This window comes from Massilia sp. DJPM01 (assembly GCF_030348125.1).
GTDB classification, from domain to species: domain Bacteria; phylum Pseudomonadota; class Gammaproteobacteria; order Burkholderiales; family Burkholderiaceae_D; genus Telluria_A; species Telluria_A frigida.
Window position 1 is genome coordinate 17,214 of sequence record NZ_JAQOZV010000065.1, and the last position, 19,354, is coordinate 36,567.

General features: G+C 65.4%; 14 protein-coding genes. 11 read left to right on the forward strand and 3 right to left on the reverse strand.

The window, feature by feature from the left end:
• Positions 1–9: 9 nt before the first annotated feature.
• Complete coding sequence (locus tag PO883_RS29155; protein ID WP_289312879.1) at positions 10–2,031, forward strand: primosomal protein N'; 2,022 nt, start codon at positions 10–12, stop codon at positions 2,029–2,031.
• A gap of 293 nt (positions 2,032–2,324) precedes the next feature.
• Here PO883_RS29155 and PO883_RS29160 read toward each other — a convergent pair whose 3' ends face one another.
• Positions 2,325–3,236 carry an ArgP/LysG family DNA-binding transcriptional regulator gene (locus PO883_RS29160; protein ID WP_289312880.1) on the reverse strand — a complete coding sequence of 304 codons (912 nt, stop codon included), beginning with the start codon at positions 3,234–3,236 and terminating at the stop codon, positions 2,325–2,327.
• A 174-nt stretch (positions 3,237–3,410) separates the two neighbouring features.
• Between PO883_RS29160 and PO883_RS29165 the strand changes: the two genes are divergently transcribed.
• Positions 3,411–4,853 (forward strand): dihydrolipoyl dehydrogenase, encoded by a 1,443-nt coding sequence (locus tag PO883_RS29165; protein ID WP_289312881.1) that lies wholly within the window; start codon positions 3,411–3,413, stop codon positions 4,851–4,853.
• A gap of 173 nt (positions 4,854–5,026) precedes the next feature.
• Here PO883_RS29165 and PO883_RS29170 read toward each other — a convergent pair whose 3' ends face one another.
• Complete coding sequence (locus tag PO883_RS29170; RefSeq protein ID WP_289312882.1) at positions 5,027–5,512, reverse strand: SRPBCC family protein; 486 nt, start codon at positions 5,510–5,512, stop codon at positions 5,027–5,029.
• Positions 5,513–5,656: 144 nt separating this feature from the next.
• Here PO883_RS29170 and PO883_RS29175 point away from each other — a divergent pair, with 144 nt between their 5' ends.
• Positions 5,657–6,193, forward strand: a complete 537-nt coding sequence (locus tag PO883_RS29175; protein WP_289312883.1) for a DUF1003 domain-containing protein — start codon at positions 5,657–5,659, stop codon at positions 6,191–6,193.
• Here PO883_RS29175 and PO883_RS29180 read toward each other — a convergent pair.
• A complete protein-coding gene (locus tag PO883_RS29180; protein ID WP_289312884.1) occupies positions 6,190–7,110 on the reverse strand; it encodes a LysR family transcriptional regulator in 921 nt (306 codons plus the stop codon). The two genes, PO883_RS29175 and PO883_RS29180, sit on opposite strands and share 4 nt — an antisense overlap.
• A gap of 100 nt (positions 7,111–7,210) precedes the next feature.
• Between PO883_RS29180 and PO883_RS29185 the strand changes: the two genes are divergently transcribed.
• From PO883_RS29185 to PO883_RS29220, 8 genes are all read left to right on the forward strand, one after another.
• Positions 7,211–8,203 (forward strand): zinc-binding alcohol dehydrogenase family protein, encoded by a 993-nt coding sequence (locus tag PO883_RS29185; RefSeq protein WP_289312885.1) that lies wholly within the window; start codon positions 7,211–7,213, stop codon positions 8,201–8,203.
• A 92-nt stretch (positions 8,204–8,295) separates the two neighbouring features.
• Positions 8,296–10,356 (forward strand): UvrD-helicase domain-containing protein, encoded by a 2,061-nt coding sequence (locus PO883_RS29190; RefSeq protein ID WP_289312886.1) that lies wholly within the window; start codon positions 8,296–8,298, stop codon positions 10,354–10,356.
• Between the two features lie 88 nt (positions 10,357–10,444).
• Complete coding sequence (locus tag PO883_RS29195; RefSeq protein WP_289312887.1) at positions 10,445–10,918, forward strand: cache domain-containing protein; 474 nt, start codon at positions 10,445–10,447, stop codon at positions 10,916–10,918.
• Positions 10,919–11,083: 165 nt separating this feature from the next.
• On the forward strand, positions 11,084–13,531 hold the full coding sequence (locus PO883_RS29200; protein WP_289312888.1) for an Ig-like domain-containing protein: 2,448 nt from the start codon (positions 11,084–11,086) through the stop codon (positions 13,529–13,531).
• A 263-nt stretch (positions 13,532–13,794) separates the two neighbouring features.
• On the forward strand, positions 13,795–16,335 hold the full coding sequence (locus tag PO883_RS29205) for an Ig-like domain-containing protein (protein ID WP_289312889.1): 2,541 nt from the start codon (positions 13,795–13,797) through the stop codon (positions 16,333–16,335).
• Positions 16,336–16,575: 240 nt separating this feature from the next.
• Positions 16,576–18,210 carry a DUF4214 domain-containing protein gene (locus PO883_RS29210; RefSeq protein ID WP_289312890.1) on the forward strand — a complete coding sequence of 545 codons (1,635 nt, stop codon included), beginning with the start codon at positions 16,576–16,578 and terminating at the stop codon, positions 18,208–18,210.
• Between the two features lie 46 nt (positions 18,211–18,256).
• Complete coding sequence (locus PO883_RS29215; RefSeq protein ID WP_289312891.1) at positions 18,257–19,126, forward strand: DUF4214 domain-containing protein; 870 nt, start codon at positions 18,257–18,259, stop codon at positions 19,124–19,126.
• Between the two features lie 28 nt (positions 19,127–19,154).
• Positions 19,155–19,354 (forward strand): SlyX family protein (locus tag PO883_RS29220; protein WP_289312892.1); only part of this gene is annotated, 200 nt, incomplete at its 3' end.

Here is a 19,354-nt window from a genome sequence, read left to right on the forward strand (position 1 = left end):
CCGACCCTGATGGCGTACTGCATTCTCAACATCGCGCTCGACACGCCGCTCACCAGCTGCTTCGATTACCGCTGGCCGTGCGCCGCCGGCGAGGAGCCGCTGGTGGGCCAGCTGGCGCTGGTCAGCTTTGGCCGCCGCGAGGTAGTCGGGCTCATCGTCGCGGTCAAACACCACACCGAGGTCCCGGCCGACAAGCTCAAAGATGCGCTGGCCGTGCGCAGCCAGCTTTCTCCCCTGGCGCCGCAATGGATCGCGCTGGCGGCGTTCGCCGCCGACTACTATCAGCGTCCGCTTGGCGAAGTGGCCTTGCCCGGGCTGCCCAAGAACCTGCGCGTGCTCACCACCGTGGCGCTGGACCGCGCCCTGAAAAAGCTGGCCAAGAGCGCGCCGGCGCACGACCACACCCCGCTCGACATGCCGCTGCTGAACGGCGCGCAGCAGGAAGCGGCCGACGCCATCGGCGGCGCGCAGGGCTTCACCCCGATCCTGCTGTACGGCGTGACCGGCAGCGGCAAGACCGAAGTCTATCTGCAGGCCTGCGCCGAGGTACTGGCGCGCGAAGAGGGTGGCCAGATCCTGATCCTGGTCCCCGAGATCAACCTTACCCCTCAGCTGGAAGGCAATATCCGCGCGCGCTTTCCCGGCGTGATGCTGGCCACCTTGCACAGCAGCCTGTCCGAGGGCGAGCGCATGCTGCACTGGCTGGCCGCGCACCAGGGGCAGGCCCGCATCATCCTCGGCACGCGCCTGGCGATCCTGGCATCGCTGCCGCAGCTGAAGCTGATCGTCATCGACGAAGAGCACGACCCCTCGTACAAACAGCAGGAAGGGCTGCGCTATTCGGCGCGCGACCTGGCGGTGTGGCGCGCGCGCCAGCTGGGCATTCCGATCGTGCTCGGATCGGCCACGCCCTCGCTGGAGAGCTGGCATCATGCTGGCTCCGGGCGCTATCGCAAGCTCGAACTGCGCGAGCGCGCCGTCAAGGATGCGGTGCTGCCGCGCGTGAAGCTGCTCGACATGGAGCGCGACAAAGCGGTCGACGGCATCACCTCCCATCTCATGGCGGCGCTGCGCCAGCGCCTGGAGCGCGGCGAACAATCGCTGCTGTTCCTGAACCGGCGTGGGTACGCGCCCGTGATCTGTTGCGAATCGTGCGGCTGGATCAGCAACTGCACCCGCTGCACCTCCTTCATGGTGCTGCACAAGCCCGAGCACCGGCTGCGCTGCCACCACTGCAGCCTGGAGCTGCGCATTCCGCGCCACTGCCCCACCTGCGGCAACGTCGACCTGCAACCGCTCGGGCGCGGCACCCAGCGGGTCGAAGAAGGCTTGCAGCAGGTTTTTCCGCAGGCGCGCATTTTGCGCATCGACGCCGACTCCACGCGCCTCAAGGGCAGTGCGCAGGCCGCGTTCGACACGGTGCACCGGGGCGAAGTCGATATTTTGATCGGCACCCAGATGGTCGCCAAGGGGCACGACTTCAAGAAACTGACTTTGGTGGGGATTCTCAATCCCGACACGGCGTTGTTTTCGCAGGATTACCGCGCCAGCGAGCGCCTGTTTGCGCAGCTGATGCAGGTGGCGGGGCGGGCGGGCAGGGCGGCGCGCACGGAAGGCGGCAGCGTGAGCGAAGTGCTGATCCAGACGCGGTATGCCAGCCATCCGCTGTATTCGGCGGTGGTGAACCACGACTATGACCGTTTCGCCACTGATTTGCTGGCTGAGCGGCGCCAGGCTGCGCTGCCGCCGTATCTGTACCAGGCCCTGTTGCGGGCCGAGGCGCCCGAGCTGGAAACGGCGATCGGCTTTTTAGAGAGTGCGCGCGACGCGCTGGTATTTGACGGCATTACGCTGAACGACCCGATCCCGATGACGATGACGCGCGTGCACAACGTCGACCGTGCGCAGCTGCTGGTCGAAAGTCCCTCGCGGCCGGCGCTGCAAGCCTTCCTCAAAGAATGGCTGGCCCTGTTGCGCGCCATGAAAAGCCGCGTCAAATGGTCGCTCGAAGTCGACCCCCTCGATATCTGAAGCAGCTTCCCCCCAACCGGGGTCTGACCTCTGATTAGCAACAAAAGTCTTGCCGCTCTAAGTTCCCACACCGGGGTCAGAGCTCTGACTAGCAACAAAAATGTTGGTGGTTGCAAAGCTGATGGTTTTTCACGACGGTTTCGATGACTCTGAAGTCTGTAGGCCAGCTTTGCGCAGGAGCCGGCTGGTTTATCCGTCGATTTGTTCCACACAGAAACTAATTGCTAGTCAGAGCTCTGACCCCGGTTATGCGGTTATGCGGCGTTTGGCGCTGCTGGGCAATAAATTGCTAATCAGAGGTCAGACCCCGGTGTGGGCTGGGGCAGGTAGCGGTGGGCGCTGGTGACGATGTGCTCGGTCAGGGCGCGGGTGAAGGGGGTGTCGATGTTCCAGGCGTGCCACGAGAGCGCCGTGTTCCAGGTCCGCCCCGGCGCAAGATCAATCAGTTGGCCCGAGGCAATCCGGCTCAGCGCGCTCAGCTCGGGCATCAGGCCGTACGCCACGCCGTGCAGGATGCAGTTGTCCAGCGCCGGCGAGACCGGCATGGTGTGGTGCGGGAACGCCACCTCGCCCCCGAATTCGCACGCCAGGAAGCGTGCCATCTGCTTGCGCTCGCTGACCACCGCCGGCGCCAGCGCCACCGCCTCGGCAATGAAACCGTCGCCGAACCAGTGCCCCGCAAACGCGGGCGTGGCAACGCAGGTGTAGCGCAGCAGCCCCAGCGGCGTGGACATGGTGCCGGCCGCGTCGCCGCCGACCTCGTCGGTCTCGGCCACGCAGGCGAACACGGCGCCTTCGCGCACCAGCCGCAGCGCGCGCTCGCCGTCGGCCAGCTGGATATCGAACTGGCAGCGCGGCGGCGCCAGCAGCGGCGGCAGCGCTTGCGCGAACCAGGTCGCCAGGCTGTCGGCGTCCAGCGCCAGGGCCAGCGCCGGCAGGCTGGCGTCGCGCCCGAGGTCGATGTCGAGCGCCGCTTCCATCAGTTTGACGTGGCGGAAATGCACCACCAGCCGCTGCCCCAGCCCGGTCGGCACCGAGGGCGTGCCGCGCACCACCAGCAGGCGCCCGCACGCGTCTTCCAGCGCCTTGATGCGCTGCGATACCGCCGACTGGCTCATTCCCAGCAGCAGCGCTGCCTTGTCGAAACTGCCGCTCGCCGCCACCGCGTCGAGCACGGCCAGGCCGCGATAGTCGAGATTACTCATCAGTAGCGCTGTTCCATGGTGATTTTGATGAGCAATACTAATACGCTTAGGCCAGTGCTGCCAACGCGCAACAGCGATGCGCCACGGTAAAGTGAAAATTGGCGTATCGTTGACGCCTGAAAACGGCACCCGCCCGCATCCCATGTTGTACCTCAAGTTGAAGAAGAGTCCGCCATGAACAAGTTACACGTCGATGTCGCCGTCATCGGTACCGGTACCGCGGGTCTTTCCGCCTACCGCGCCGCGCGCGCCCAGGGGAAAACCGCGGTCCTCATCGAAAGCGGCCCCTACGGCACGACCTGCGCCCGCGTCGGCTGCATGCCCAGCAAACTGCTGATCGCCGCCAGCGAGGCGGCCCACATGCTGGCGCTGGCGCCCCGGTTCGGCGTGCACCCCGGCCCCGTCCGCATCGATGGCAAGGCCGTGATGGCGCGCGTGCGCAGCGAACGCGACCGCTTCGTCGGCTTCGTGCTCGACAGCGTCGACAGCATCCCCGACCACGACAAGCTGCGCGGCCACGCCCGCTTCACCGGACCGCAATCGCTGCAGGTGGACCAGCACACCAGCATCGAGGCCGCGCGCGTGGTCATCGCCAGCGGTTCCACCCCGGTCATGCTGCCCCAGCTCAAGGATGTGGGCGCGCGCATCATCGTCAGCGACGATGTATTCGACTGGACCGACCTGCCCGCCTCCGTGGCGGTGATCGGTACCGGCGTGATCGGCCTCGAACTGGGCCAGGCCCTGCATCGCCTGGGCGTGCGCGTGAGCGTGTTCGCGCGCGGCGGCAGCGTGGCGCAGCTGAGCGACCCGGAAGTGCTGCACGTGGCCGCCAAGGCCCTGGCGCGCGAGCTCGACCTGCGCTTCCAGCAGTGCATCGTCAGCGCCGAACAGCAGGGCGAGGAAGTGGTGCTGGTCACGCGCGACGCCGCCGGCGCCGAGCACACCGACCGCTTCGCGTATGTGCTGGTGGCGGCCGGGCGCACGCCCAACGTCGACCAGATCGGCATCGAAACCACCGGCCTGGAACTGGATGAGCGCGGCATTCCCCTGTTCGACGCCACCACCATGCAGTGCGGCACCAGCCACATTTTCATCGCCGGCGACGCCAACAACGAGCGCCCGGTGTTGCCGGAAGCGGCCGACCACGGCAAGATCGCGGGCGACAATGCCGGCCGCTATCCCGACGTGCGTCCCGGCCTGCGCCGCACGCCGCTGACGATTGCCTTCACCGAGCCGCAGATCGCCACCCTGGGCGCGAGTTACAAGGAACTGTGCGCCGAAGGCAAGCCCAAGTTCGCAGTGGGCAAGGTCTCGTTCGAGAACCAGGGCCGCAGCCGGGTGATGCTGCAAAACCACGGCATGCTGCGGGTGTACGGCGAGTACGGCACCTGCCGTTTCCTGGGCGCCGAGATGATCGGGCCGCGCGCCGAGAACCTGGGCCACCTGCTGGCCTGGGCCTGCCAGGCGCGCCTGACGGTGGCGCAGATGCTGGACATGCCGTTCTACCATCCGGTGATCGAAGAAGGCGTGCGCACCGCCCTGCGCGACCTGGCGGCGGAGCTGGAAAAAGGCGCCCCGACAGCGAGCAGCGCGCCGGACAACACCCCCGGCGTGTAGATCCCGACAGCCGGCGTTTCCCCAGCGGAGGGGTCAGACCCCGGTTTTTCAGTTAGGGGTCTGACCCCGGTGTTACCGATTAGTCAGTTAGGGGTCTGACCCCGGTGTTACCGATTAGCAGCTCAGTCTGACCCCGGTTAAGAAATGGTTCGCCGGCCCACGTCGCGCCTGGCTTAGTTCAGGTAACTGGCATCGAGCCGCCCCGCGCCCGCCATTTCGCGCACGATGCGGATCGTGTCGATATCGGCTTCCTGGTAGGCCGACTTCTTGTATTCGTCGTACATGGCATTGGCCTTGTCGGTCTCGGCATCGTGCCCGTCGTCGTACTTGAAGCGCACGAACATGGTGTGCTCGGCCGGCGTCTCAATCGTCACGGTCAGGCTCGACGCGGCAATCTCGCCCTGCTCGGGCACTTCGTAGCGTACCTCTTGCAGCGGCGTGAGCAGCACGCGGTCGATCACCACCAGTTCGCCGAAGCGCCGGCTGCGGCGGAAGCTGCCGCTGTCGCGCTGGTCGATCGTGCACTCGTCCAAATGCGGCACGAACAGCTTGGGCATTTCCGCGCACAGCACCAGCCCGCGCCACAGCTGCTCGCGCGTGAGGGTGTCGATCAGCGGATTCAGGGGATCGTTAATTTCAATCAGATGTTCAAATTTCATGGTGCTTTAACTCGTCGGTGAAGGGCATCGCAGCCCGGATACCGGGATGGTAACGCAAGCGATCTGTGCGCGCTGGAAAGTGACTTGCGGATACACTGCTTATCGAGCAGACAATCGGTCCGCACTACCAGTGAAGAACACAGCATGAGGACCACCCGCAAGGACTATCTGGCGCACATCGAAGCGCTGCAAAAACGCAGCGACGATACCGTGGCCAAGCACATCGCCGAACGGCGCGCACTGACCCCCAGCCAGCCCGATCCGGAGGACGACGCCACCTTCGGCCAGCGCGCGGCCGACGCCGTGGCGCGCTTCGGTGGTTCCTGGACCTTCATCATGCTGTTCGCGCTGGTGCTGCTGTCCTGGGTGGCGCTCAATTCTTTCCTGCTCGCGCGCGGCGGCGCCAAGCCGTTCGACCCCTTCCCCTACATCCTGCTCAATCTGTTCCTGTCGATGCTGGCCTCGATCCAGGCGCCGGTGATCCTGATGTCGCAGAACCGCCAGGGCGAAATCGACCGCGTGAACGCCCAGAACGATTACGAGATCAACCTCAAGGCCGAGCTGGAAATCATGGCCCTGCACGAAAAAATGGATGCCTTCAAGCTGCAGCTGGTCGAGATGCAGCATGAACAGCTGCGCCTGCTCAACGCCCTGTGCCAGGACAACAAGGTCACCACTTAATTGCCTATCCCCGGCAAGCCCTCGTCCCAGTACGGGGCGGGGCCGAAGCGCGCGGCGAAATAATCGATGAAGGCTTGCGTCTTGGGCGGCAGGAAATTGCGGTTCAGGTACTGGGCCGACACCACCGAATTCAAGGCCATCGGATACGCCGCCAGCAGCGGTACCAGCGCGCCACTCTTGAGCTGCTGGTACACCGCCCAGGTCGATTGCAGCGCGACCCCCAGCCCGGCCAGGGCAGCGTCGCGCATCGCTTCGCCGTTATCGCTGCGCATCCTTCCTCCCACCCGCACGCTGATCAGGCTACCGTCGGCATCCCTGAAATTCCATGGATTGACCCCTTCCAGCACCAGGCACTGGTGATCGGCCAGTTCCTGCGGGCGCTGCGGCGTGCCGTGCCGCGCCAGGTAGGCGGGCGAGGCCACCAGCAGCAGGCGGCTGGGCGCCAGCACGCGCGCGATCAGGGCCGAATCGTGCAGCGGTCCGTTGCGGATGGTGACGTCGATGCCGTTGGCAGCCAGGTCGATCACCCGGTCCGACAGGCGCAGGTCGAGCTGCAGGCCGGGATAGCGTTCCATGAAGGCGGGCAGCCACGGCATCAGGTGCAGGCGTCCGAACGAGACCGAGGCCGCCACCCGCAATAAACCCTGTGGTTCGCGCCCGGCCCCGACCGAGGCGCGCGCCTGCTCGGCGGCGTCGAGCAGGGCCACGGCCCGTTCGAGGAAGGTTTCGCCATCCTGGGTCAGGGCGATCTGGCGCGTGGTGCGGTGCAGCAGGCGCGCGCCGAGCTGGCGTTCCAGCTGGGCCATGCGGGCGCTGGAGGCCGCCGGCGACAGGCTGAACTCGCGTCCGGCGGCGGACAGGTTGCGGGTGGCGCAGACCCGCACGAATAGCGCCACATCGGTCAGGTCGAGGTTCATTGTTCTGTTTTGGTGAAGAGATATTCAATCATTATGCCAATTATCAATCGAATCGGCACGGTCTACACTGGCTCATCTGTCAACCAAACAAGGAAACAACATGAAAGCCATTGCCGTCATTAACGGAAACCTGCACGACGTCGAATTGCCTGTGCCACAGCCGCAAGGGCGCGACCTGGTGGTGAAAGTGGAGGCAATTTCGGTCAATCCGGTCGACTTCAAGCAGCGCAAGGCGGCCGCTCACGATGGCGAACCGCGCCTGGTCGGCTGGGACGTGGCCGGTACCGTCAGCGCCGTCGGTCCGCAGGCGACCCTGTTCAAGGTGGGCGATGCGGTGTATTACGCCGGCAGCGTGGTGCGTCCGGGCGCCAACAGCGAGTTTCATGCGGTCGACGAGCGCATCGTGGGCCGCAAGCCGGCCAGCCTGAGTGTGGAGCACGCCGCCGCGCTGCCGCTGACCAGCATCACCGCGTGGGAAGCGCTGTTCGAGCGCCTGGGCGTGTCGCGCAGCGGCGCGGACCAGGGCAAGTCGGTGCTGATCATCGGCGGCGCGGGCGGGGTGGGGTCGATTGCGATCCAGCTGGCCAAGAAACTGGCCAAGCTGAAGGTGATTGCAACGGCCTCGCGCCGGGCGTCGGAACAGTGGTGCAGGGCGCTCGGGGCCGACCATGTGATCGATCACCTGGGCGATATGCCAGCCCAGCTGGCCGCGCTGGGGCTGGCGGAAGTGGATTACATCTTGTGCCTGAACGATATCGACGCGCACTTTGCGGCGATGGCGGCGGCGATCGCGCCGCAGGGCAAGATCTGCGCCATCGTGCGCAATGAGCGGCCACTGCCGATGGACCTGGTGTTCGCCAAGAGCGTGACGGTGGCGTTCGAGATGATGTTCACCCGTTCGATGTTCGGCACGGCCGACATGATCGAGCAGCACAAGCTGCTCAATGAAGTGGCGGCGCTGGTCGACGCGGGCGTGCTGACCACCACGGTGGGGGAAAACGGCGGCAGGATCGACGCAGCCAACCTGACGCGCGCCCACGCGGCGCTGGAGGCGGGCAGGACGATCGGGAAAATTGTGCTGGCGGGATTTTAAGCCGTCGCGTCCCTCGTCGTTCCTGGCAATGCCGGAGACGACGGGGGTGTACGTTACAATGGCCGGTCGTCCCCACCAGATTGCCCCGCCCGATGTCCTCCACCCCCAATTTCGGCCTGAACGTTCCCCAGAGCGAAGCGGTCATGTATCTTGACGGCCCTTGCCTGGTGCTGGCCGGTGCCGGCTCGGGCAAGACGCGCGTGATCACCCAGAAAATCGCGCACCTGATCGAAGACCGCGGCTACGATCCGCGCACCATCGCGGCCCTGACCTTCACCAACAAGGCCGCGCTGGAAATGCAGGAGCGCATCGCCAAGCTGCTCAAGCAGCCGCGCCAGGCCAAGCAGCTCACCGTGTCCACCTTCCACTCGCTCGGCGTGAAAATCCTGCGCCAGGAAGCGGCCGGCGTGGGTCTGAAAGACCGCTTTTCCATCATGGACAGCGACGATTGCTTCGGCCTGGTCCAGGATTTGGCCATCACCACCGACAAGCAACTGATCCGCAGCATCCAGAATTCCATCTCCTTGTGGAAAAACGCCCTGATCGATCCCGAAGACGCGGTCAAGCACGCCAAGGATGAAGACGAAGCCCAGGCCGCGCGCGTGTTCCGCAGCTACGTGGCCACGCTCGCGGCCTACCAGGCGGTCGATTTCGATGACCTGATCCGCCTGCCGGTGGAACTGTTCCGCAACAACGATCCGATCCGCGACAAGTGGCAGCGCCGCCTGCGCTATCTGCTCATGGACGAGTATCAGGATACCAACACCTGCCAGTACGAACTGGTCAAGCTGCTGGTCACCGGCATCGGCAAGAAACCCATGTTCACCGCCGTCGGCGACGACGACCAGGCCATCTACGCCTGGCGCGGCGCCTCGGTGGAAAACCTGAAAACCCTGGGCGACGATTTTCCCGACTTGCGCGTCATCAAGCTGGAACAGAATTACCGCTCCACCACCCGCATCTTGCAGGCGGCCAACGCGGTCATCTCGAACAATCCCAAGCTGTTCGAGAAAGCCCTGTGGTCCGAACACGGCCTGGGCGAGCCGATCACGGTGCTCGGCATGCAGACCGACGACCAGGAAGCCGAGCAGGTGGCGATCATGATTTCGTCCGACCGCTTCCAGCGCAAGAACAAGTGGTCCGATTACGCCATCCTGTATCGCGGCAACCACCAGGCGCGCGTGATCGAGCAATGCCTGCGCAAGGAACGCATTCCGTACACGATTTCCGGCGGCCAGAGTTTTTTCGACAAGGCCGAAATCAAGGACATCATCAGCTACCTGCGCCTGATCGCCAACGAGGGCGACGATCCCGCCTTCATCCGCGCCGTCACCACCCCCAAGCGCGGGGTCGGCATGGCCACCCTGGAAGTGCTGGGCGCGTTTTCCAAGCAGTGGAATTGCTCGCTGTTCGAGGCCACCTTCAAGGGCGGCATCGAAGCCAAGCTGCCGGACCGCCAGCTATTGCCGCTGCGCGCATTTTGCAACTTCATCAACCAGCTCGAAGCGCGCGCCAGCCGCCCCGGACCGTCCGGCAGCGGCGAGAACGCGGCCGCCGTGCTGGACGACATGATGAAGGAAATCGCTTACGAGAGTTATCTGTACGACACCTTTGACGACCGCGCCGCGCAAAGCAAGTGGCTCAATGTGCTCGAATTTACCAACTGGCTCAAGGAACGCGGCTGCGGCGGCAAGGATAAATCCGGCGAGGAAAAAAACCTGCTGGAACTGACCCAGATGGTGGCCTTGATGTCCATGTTGGAAGGCAAGGACGAAGAGCCGGACGCGGTGCGCATGTCGACCCTGCACGCCTCCAAGGGATTGGAGTTTCCGCACGTCTTCCTGGTCGGCGTGGAAGAGGGCATCTTGCCGCACAAGGGCGACCCGGACGCGTCGGTGGAAACCATCGGCGCGCGCATCCAGGAAGAACGGCGCCTGATGTACGTGGGCATCACGCGCGCCCAGCGCACCTTGTATATCACCTGGTGCAAGAAACGCAAGCGTGCCGGCGAGCAAGTTCATTGCGATGTGTCGCGCTTCATCAAGGAGATGGCGCTCGACGTCGGCACCGCCGCACCGACCGAGGCGGAAACCATCTCTCCCAAGGATCGCCTGGCCAGCCTGAAAGCCTTGCTTGCAACACCGAAAACATAACGCGTAGTGTCATGCTCGGCAACGCGAAACCTGCGTGCTAGCATGTTTCGACGCGGCGCCGTGGCGCACTTTGCCGAAGGGGAATTTCATGTCGACATTCACTACCGCACCGCGCAGCGCCACCGTCGCCGCCATGCTGGCCTGGACCATGGCCGCGCCCGCCATCGCCGACGCGTTTGCCACCAGGCCGGAAGCCGAAGCCATGGTCAAGAAGACCATTGCGTACATGAAGGCCAACGGCAAGGACAAGACCTACGCCGAGATCAACCGCAAGGATGGGCCCTTCACCAGCCGCGACCTGTACATGGGGGCCTACGGCGTCGATGGCGTGGTGCCCGCGCACGGCGCCAATCAAAAAATGCTGGGCAAGAACTTGATGGAGTTGAAGGATAGCGACGGCAAGGCCTTCGTGCGCGAACGGGTCGAGATGGCGAAAAAGAATCCTTCTTTTTGGCAAGAATATAAGTTCACCAATCCGCCCAGCGGAAAGATTGAACCGAAGGCAATGTATTGCCAGCCAAGCGACGATGTGATCGTCTGCGGTGGTGTTTATTTGCGATAAATTGTGCACACGATTCAGATTTTGTTTGACGGCAACTTCCGACTTTGAAATACTGAATTCACGGCCGGGCACAAGCGCGGCCACCTTCCAAATCCGCCTGCCCGCCAGCCTGGCCTGCTTGCGCGTCGTTTGGATTCCCTTCACTTCCAATGACGAGTACACAGCATGGCGACCGTATCCGACATCACCGTAACCCCTACCTCCGGCCTGACCCACATCGATGCCCTGCTCGATACGGGGCCTGACTGGAATTACCTGACGCCCGCCGGCAACACCATCCTGTACACCTTCTCCGTCGCATCCGGCAATGAAGCAAGCCAGGGCGGCCAGACCGCCTTTTCCGCTTCCCAGCAAGCCAATGCGCGCACCGCGTTCGCGGCCCTGGCGGCGCTGACCGGCATCACCTTCACCGAAACGGCGAGCGGCACGGCGGCCGATGTGCACCTGGCGGCGGTGAATATCAGCGGCAATAATGTGAGCGGCCTGTGCAGCTGGAATTCGAGCTACGGCTACAGCGGCAGCACCCTGACCAGCTACGACGCGCAAGCCTATGTGTATCTCGACAACGTCGAGTTCTCCGCCGAGAATGCCAACCTGACGCCCGGCGGTGGCGGTTACCAGACCCTGCTGCATGAACTGGGCCACATGCTGGGCCTGAAGCATCCTTTCGAGGGCAGCGCCACCTTGCCCACCGGCGACGACAACACCAGCAATACGCTGATGTCGTACACCGGCCAGGGCGGCCCGTATTCCAACTTCAGCCCGTACGACGTCGCGGCCCTGAACTGGCTGTACGGCGGCGACGGCTTGGGCGGCGCGCTCGGCATCAATTCGACCGGCGGCGGCCGCTATCTCACCGGCACCAGTTTCGCCGACACCATGAGCGGCGCCAGTGGCAACGACCGCTTCGAAGGCGATGGCGGCGACGATGTGCTCAACGGCGGCAACGGCACCGATACCGCCGTGTTCCGCGGCAATTACGCGTCCTATACCGTCACCGACCTGGGCGGCGGCAGCGTGCGCGTCATCGGCGCCGACGGCAGCGATACCCTGACCTCGGTCGAAGTGCTGAAATTCGACGACCAGAGCGTGCAGGCGTTCACCCCGCCGCCGGCCGACACCACCGCGCCGGCCGCGCCGACGGTGAGCCTGGTCAAGAACGCGAATGGGTATGTGGCCGGCGACAAGCCGCTGGTCAGCGGCAGCGCCGAAGCCAATGCCACGGTCAAGGTGTACAGCGGCGCCACCCTGGTCGCCACCACCACCGCCAGCGCCAACGGCACGTATTCGGTTGCCACCTCGGCCCTGGCCGACGCCGTCAACCTGTCCCTGACGGCGCGCGCCACCGATGCCGCCAGCAATGTCTCGGTACCGAGCGCCGCGCTGCTGTTCAGCGTCGACACGCATGCACCGGTGGCGCCGACCGCCGGCGCGGTGGTCGGGGCCAGCGGCTCGGTCCTGTTCAGCGGTACCGGCGAAGCCGGCAGCACGATCCGCCTGACCAATGCCAGCGCCATCATCGCCCAGGCCACGGTCGGATCGGACGGCCACTGGAGCGTGGCTTCCGCCGTGCTGGGCAACGGCAGCTACGACGTGAGCGTAAGCTCGCTCGACAAGGCCGACAACAACACCACCGCCACCGGCCACCTGCTGTTTTCGGTGGGGGCGGCGGGCGCGGTCAATGGCACTTCCGGTAACGATGTGCTGCTGCCGACGGCCGGCAACAATGTCATCGATGGCGGCGCCGGTACCGACACGGTCAACTACGGCGGCGTGCGCGGCAACTACGACGTGGTGCGTGACAACAGCGGTTTCGTGGTCACCGCCCACAGCGGCACCGACGGCATGGACTTGCTGCGCAATGTCGAGTCGATCAGGTTCAGCGACACCACCCTCAAGCTGGAATACGACGACGTGGTGCAGGCGCTGTACGTGGCCTACTTCGGGCGCGCGGCCGATTCGGGCGGCCTGTCGGCCTTCCAGAGCCAGCTGGGCGGCCTGCACGCACCGCTGACGTTCTCGGCCGTCACCGCCGCGTATGCCACCGATAGCGGGCTGCACAGCCTGATCGACAGCTTCGGCTCCAGCCCGGAATCGGCCGCCCTGTACCCGGGCGCCACCAGCGCCTTCGTCACGGCCGTATTCCAGAACATCTTCGGCCGCGCCCCCGCCGCCAACGGCTTGTCGTTCTGGACCAATGCGATCGACAATGCCGGCTTGTCGCGTGCCAATGCCTCGCTCTCGATCATGGCCGGCGCGCTGGAAAACACCAGCACCCAGGGCGTGCTCGACGCCAAGCTGGTCAACAACAAGATCACCATCGCGTCGGATTTCACCCTGGCCATCGACAATCCCGCCGAACTGAACGGCTATGTCGGCATCAATGCCGCCGCCACCGTGCGCAGCATGCTCGCCAGCGTCACGGCCAACACCGATATCGCGGCCTTCCAGGCTACCATCGCCAGCACCCTGGCGACCCTGACCGGCATCGGCGGGCAGACCGGGAGCGGGATGATGCAGCACGATAGCGTGGACAGCGGCGCCGGCCCGGCCGACACCCTGGTCGCCCTGGTTGGCGTGCAGCATGGCGGCCTGATCGACGCGGTACTGTAAAGCACGGCCGCTTCGCGGCTGCGCCACCACGGGCGCCTTACCCCTTGCCGGGTAAGGCGCCCGTTTTTTTGTGCTTGCCCGGGAAATAGGGAAACTGACATGCCAAATTTGAAATATATTTGACGTCAATACCCAAGTTTGGAATACTGCGGCGCTTGTCGAGCAAAACGCGGCAACATTCCAGCGCTGTCTGCCAGTTGCATTACATTGATCATCGGGCATCGTTTGGAAACATTTCTAATTCCAAACATGAGCATACCCGCATGGCAATCATCTCCGATCTCGACACCCCCCTCTCCGGCCTGAACCACATTGACTCCCTGCTCAGTAGTGGACCCGCCTGGAACTTTGTGACGCCCGCCGCCAACACCATCTTCTACACGTTTTCGATTGCTTCGCACAACGAGCGCGGCAACGACGCGGCGCTAGGACTGACGGCATTCAGCGCAGGCCAGCAAGCCGGCACGCGGGCGGCGATGGCGACGCTGAGCGCGATCACCGGGATCGTGTTCGCCGAAACGGCCAATGGCGCCGCTGCCAACGTCCATCTGTGCTCGAAGGACCTGGGCGGGAACACGGCGGGCCTGTGCAGCTGGAAGTCCGGTTATTCCAACTCGGGCGAGACGCTGCTCAGCTTCTACGCGGGGGCGTATGTGTATCTGGACGATAGCGCCGCTGCCGACCCCGGGAACGCCACCCTGGCGCCCGGCTCGGGCGGCCTGGAGATCCTGCTGCACGAACTGGGCCATATGCTGGGCTTGAAGCACCCGTTCGATGGCGGCATCAGGCTGCCGGACGGCGACGACAACACCAGCAATACGCTGATGTCGTACACCGGCAAGGGCGGTCCGTATGCCAACTTCAGCCAGTACGATATCGCAGCCCTGAACTGGCTGTATGGCGGCGACGGCCTGCGTGGCGCGCTCGGCATCAATTCGACCGGGGGCGGGCGCTTCATCACCGGCACCAATCGCGCCGACAGCCTGACCGGCACCGCCGCCGCCGACCGCCTCGAAGGCGATGGCGGCGACGATGTGCTCAACGGCGGCGCCGGCACCGATACCGCCGTGTTTCGCGGCAAGTACGCCGCCTACACGGTCACCGACCTGGGCGGCGGCAAGGTGCGCGTCAGCGGCGCCGACGGCACCGACACCCTGAGCTCGGTCGAAGTGCTCAAGTTCGACGACCGCAGCGTGCAGGCAAGCCAGGTGGTGGCCCCGCCGGTGGTGACGCCGCCCGTGGTGACTCCGCCGGTGGTCGTCCCGCCTGTGGTCACCCCGCCCGTCGTCACCCCGCCGGCGGCCGACACCGGCGCGCCGGCCGCGCCCACGCTCACCGTCAGCAAGAACCCGAACGGCTACGTGGCCGGCGACAAGCCGCTGGTCAGCGGCAGCGCCGAAGCCAACGCCACGGTCAAGGTGTACAGCGGCGCGACTCTGGTCGCCAGCACGACCGCCGGCGCCAATGGCGCCTGGTCGGTCGCCACCTCGGCCCTGGCCGACGGCGTCAACCTGTCCCTGACCGCGCGCGCCACCGATGCGGCCAACAATGTCTCGGCCCCGAGCGCGGCGCTGGTGTTCAGCGTCGACACCCATGCACCGGTGGCGCCGACCGCCGGCGTGGTGGTCCCGGCCAGCCGCGCCGTCATGTTCAGCGGCACCGGCGAAGCGGGCAGCACGATCCGCCTGAGCAATGCCGGCGAGCTCATCGGCGAAGGCACGGTCGCTGCCGACGGCAAGTGGAGCCTGGGCGGCAGCGTCCTGGCCAACGGCAACTACGACGTGACCGTGAGCTCGGTCGACAAGGCCGGCAACACCAGCATCGCCGCCAAGCACCTGCAGTTTGCGCTCGGCACGGTGGCGGCGATCGCGGTCACCGGCACCGCGGGCGACGATTCGCTGCTGTCCACGCCGGGCAACAACGTCATCGATGGCGGCAGCGGCACCGACACCGCCAGCTACCCTGGCCTGCGCGCCAATTACGAGGTGGTACGCGACAGCAGCGGTTTCGTGGTCACCGGCAAGAGCGGCGCCGACGGCATGGACTTGCTGCGCAATATAGAGTCGATCAAGTTCGGCGACACCACCCTCAAGCTCGAATACGACGACGTGGTGCAGGCGCTGTACCTGGCCTACTTCGGGCGCGCGGCCGATGCCGGCGGCCTGGGCGCCTTCCAGAGCCAGCTGGGCGGCCTGCATGCGCCGCTGACGTTTTCGGCCGTCACCGCCGCCTACGCCAGGGATGCCGGGCTGCACAGCCTGATCGACAGCTTCGGCGCCAGCGCCGAATCGGCCGCCCTGTACCCGGGCGCCACCAGCGCCTTCGTCAAGGCCGTGTTCCAGAACGTGCTGGGGCGCGCCCCGGCCGCCGCCGGCCTGTCGTTCTGGACCAATGCGATCGACCACGATGGCCTGTCGCGCGCCAATGCCTCGCTCTCGATCATGGCCGGGGCGCTGGAAAACACCAGCACCCAGGGTTTGCTCGACGCCAAACTGGTGAACAACAAGATCACCATCGCCTCGGACTTCACCCTGGCCATCGACCAGCCCGCCGAAATGACGGCCTACGCCGGCGCGAATGCCGCCGCCACCGTGCGCGCCATGCTGGCCAGCGTCACGGCCAGCACCGATATCGCGGCCTTCCAGGCCACCATCGCCAGCACGCTCGTATCGCTGGCCAACGCCGCCCAGACCGGATCGGCGAAGATGGAACTCGATAGCGCGCCGGCCGAGGCCGGGCTGCCCGAGGTCGCGCTGGCCCTGGTCGGCGTGCAGCATGGCGGCCTGATCGACGCGCTACTGTAACGCGCGCCATTTCCCGGCACCGCCACCACGGGCGCCTTACCCCTTGCCGGGTAAGGCGCCCGTTTTTTGTGGTTTATTGGCAAACTATCCTGCCTGATTTGTAACTGTGTTTGACGTAAATACTTGCCTTTGAGATACTTGCGGTAATTGCCGGTAAGATTATCGGCCTGCTTCCCGCCAGAGCGCCCTGCGCTCGCCGCACGCAATCCGGCCAATTCACCCCCTTTCCTGAGTATCCGCATGACCATCGTTACCGATATCGAAATCGTCCGCCAATCCGGCTTCAACAACATCGACGCCCTGCTCAGCTCGGGGCCGGGCTGGAACTTTCTGGGCACCGGCGCGCGCTCGCTGAGCTACACCTTTTCGGTGAGCAGCGGCAATGAAGCGTCGCGCGGCGGGCAGGCCGCGTTTTCAATGGCCCAGCAAATGGCGACGCGCACCGCGCTGTCGTACATCACCGCGCTGACCGGGATCGGGTTTACCGAAACGACCGACGGCAGCCGCGCCCAGATCCACATGGCCGCGATCGATATCGCCGACGCCGATACCACCGGCCTGTGCAGCTGGATGACGAGCTACACCCCGCCCAGCTTCGGCACCACGGTGCGCGATTTCACCGCCAAGGCCTATGTCTACCTCGACAATGTGGAATTCCGCGCCGAAAACGCCGACCTGCGCCCGGGCGGCGCCGGCTACGAAACCCTGCTGCACGAGCTGGGCCACATGCTGGGCCTGAAGCACCCTTTCGACGGCGACAAGAAGCTGCCCTTCGACGATGACCACACCGCCAACACCCTGATGTCCTACGATCCGGTGGGCGGCCCCTACCAGACCTACAGCCCCTACGATATCGCCGCGCTCAACTGGCTGTACGGGCGCGACGGCCTGGGCGGAACCTATGGCGTGGGCGCCAGCACGCCTTACTACACCGGGCGTGACATCGCCGAGCGCCTCACCGGCACGTATATCGGTGAAGTGATCGAAGGGGCGGGCGGCGACGACGACATCGATGGCGGCGCCGGCATCGACATGGCGTACTACGTCGGCCCGCGCGCCAATTACGACGTGACCCGCATCGCGGCCGGCTATGTGGTGTCCGACCACGCCGGCGACGAAGGCTATGACCTGCTGACCAATATCGAAACCTTGCACTTCTCTAACGGCAGCGTGTCGCTCGACTACGAGGCGGTCGTGCAAGCCCTGTACGTGGGGTATTTCGGGCGCGCCGCCGACTACAACGGCATGCAGAGCTTCCAGGGCCAGCTGGCCGCCCTGGGCGCGCCGCGCGACATGAGCGCGCTGGCGGCGGCCTACACCAAGGATGCCGGCCTGCATGCGCTGATCGACAGTTTCGCCGGCAGCGCCGAATCGGCCGCCCTGTATCCGGGCGATACCGCCGCGTTTGTGAAGGGCATCTTCCAGAACGTGTTCGGACGCGCCCCGGCCGCCGCCGGCCTGGGCTTCTGGACCGATGCGATCGACCACCAGGGCTTGTCCAAGGCGAATGCTTCGCTATCGATCATGTCCGGCGCGCTCGCCAACAAGACCAGCCAGGGCTTGCTCGACGCTAAGCTGATCAACAACAAGCTGGCCGTGGCCTCGGGCTTCACCCTGTCCATCGATACCGCGGCCGAGGTCTCCGGTTACGGCACCAAGGCGGCGGCCGCCTCGGTGCGCGCCATGCTCGGCGCGGTCACCGCCAGCACCGACCTGAGTGCTTACCAGAGCACCATCAAGGCCACCCTGGGCGCCATGAGCGGCGCGCCGCGCGCCGCCGGCGACCTGCCCGACGCCCTGCATGAAGACCTGCCGCTCACCCACGCCGAGCTGGTTGGCGTCGGTTTCCAGAACTGGGAGCCGACGCTGGTATAGTAAACCCGGGCGTCAAGATGGCGCGTGCACAGCGAAGGAATGGACCATGCTGGTTGATATCAACGGCGGCAGCGGCGTCGACACGGTCGGTTTTGCCGGCTTGCGGGCCGATTACAACATCACCACCGGCGCCGGCGGCTACGCCGTGCTGCCCAAGAGCGGCGCCATCGGCGGCTTGCAGCTGCTGTCCAATGTCGAGCGCTTCAAGTTCAGCGACAGCACCGTCAACGTCGAATACGACGCGGTCGTGCAAGCCCTGTACGTGGCCTATTTCGGGCGCGCCGCCGACTATGCCGGCATGCAGAGCTTCCAGGACCAGCTGGCCAAACTGGGCGCGCCGCACGATATCGCCGGCATCAGCGCCGCCTACGCCACCAATCCCGGCTTGCACAAGCTGATCGACAGTTTCAGCGCCAGCCCCGAATCGGAGGCGCTGTATCCGGACGGCACCGCCGAGTTTGTGAGCGCCGTGTTCAAGAACGTGCTCGGCCGCAGCCCGGCCGAGGCCGGCCTGGCGTTCTGGAGCGAGGCCATCGACAGCGGCGCGCTCTCGCGCGCGAATGCCGCCATGTCGATCATGTCCGGCGCGCTCGGCAACCTCACGCCGCAGGGCTTGCTCGACGCCCAGCGCATCGGCAATACGCTGGCGGTGGCGTCCGACTTCACCCTGGCGATCGACCGCCCGTCCGAAATCGCCGGCTACGGCACTTTCCTGGCCGCCTCGATGGTGCGCACCATGCTGGCCACGGTGACCGCCGCCAGCGATGTCGAGGCGTTTCACGCGGTGATCAAGACCATGCTGGCGGTGATGTCGGGCGAATTGCACAGCACGCTGGACGCGCCCGCATCGCCCGACGCGCCGCCGCCGCTGGCGCTGGTGGGCCTGCCCCCGGCCTGGGAGCACGGACTGGCATAATGGCGGCTTTGCCCCCAAGGACGCCGCCGTGAGCCAGGAAGACCGTTTTGTCGATATCGAGATCAAGCTCGCGCACCAGGAAGACCTGGTCGAATCCCTGAACCAGATGGTGTACCAGCAGGGCCGCCGCATCGACCAGCTCGACGCGATGGTGGCCAAGCTGGCTGAACACATCCGCAACAATGCCCAGTCGGGGCCGAATCCGGTCAACGACCGTCCGCCGCACTA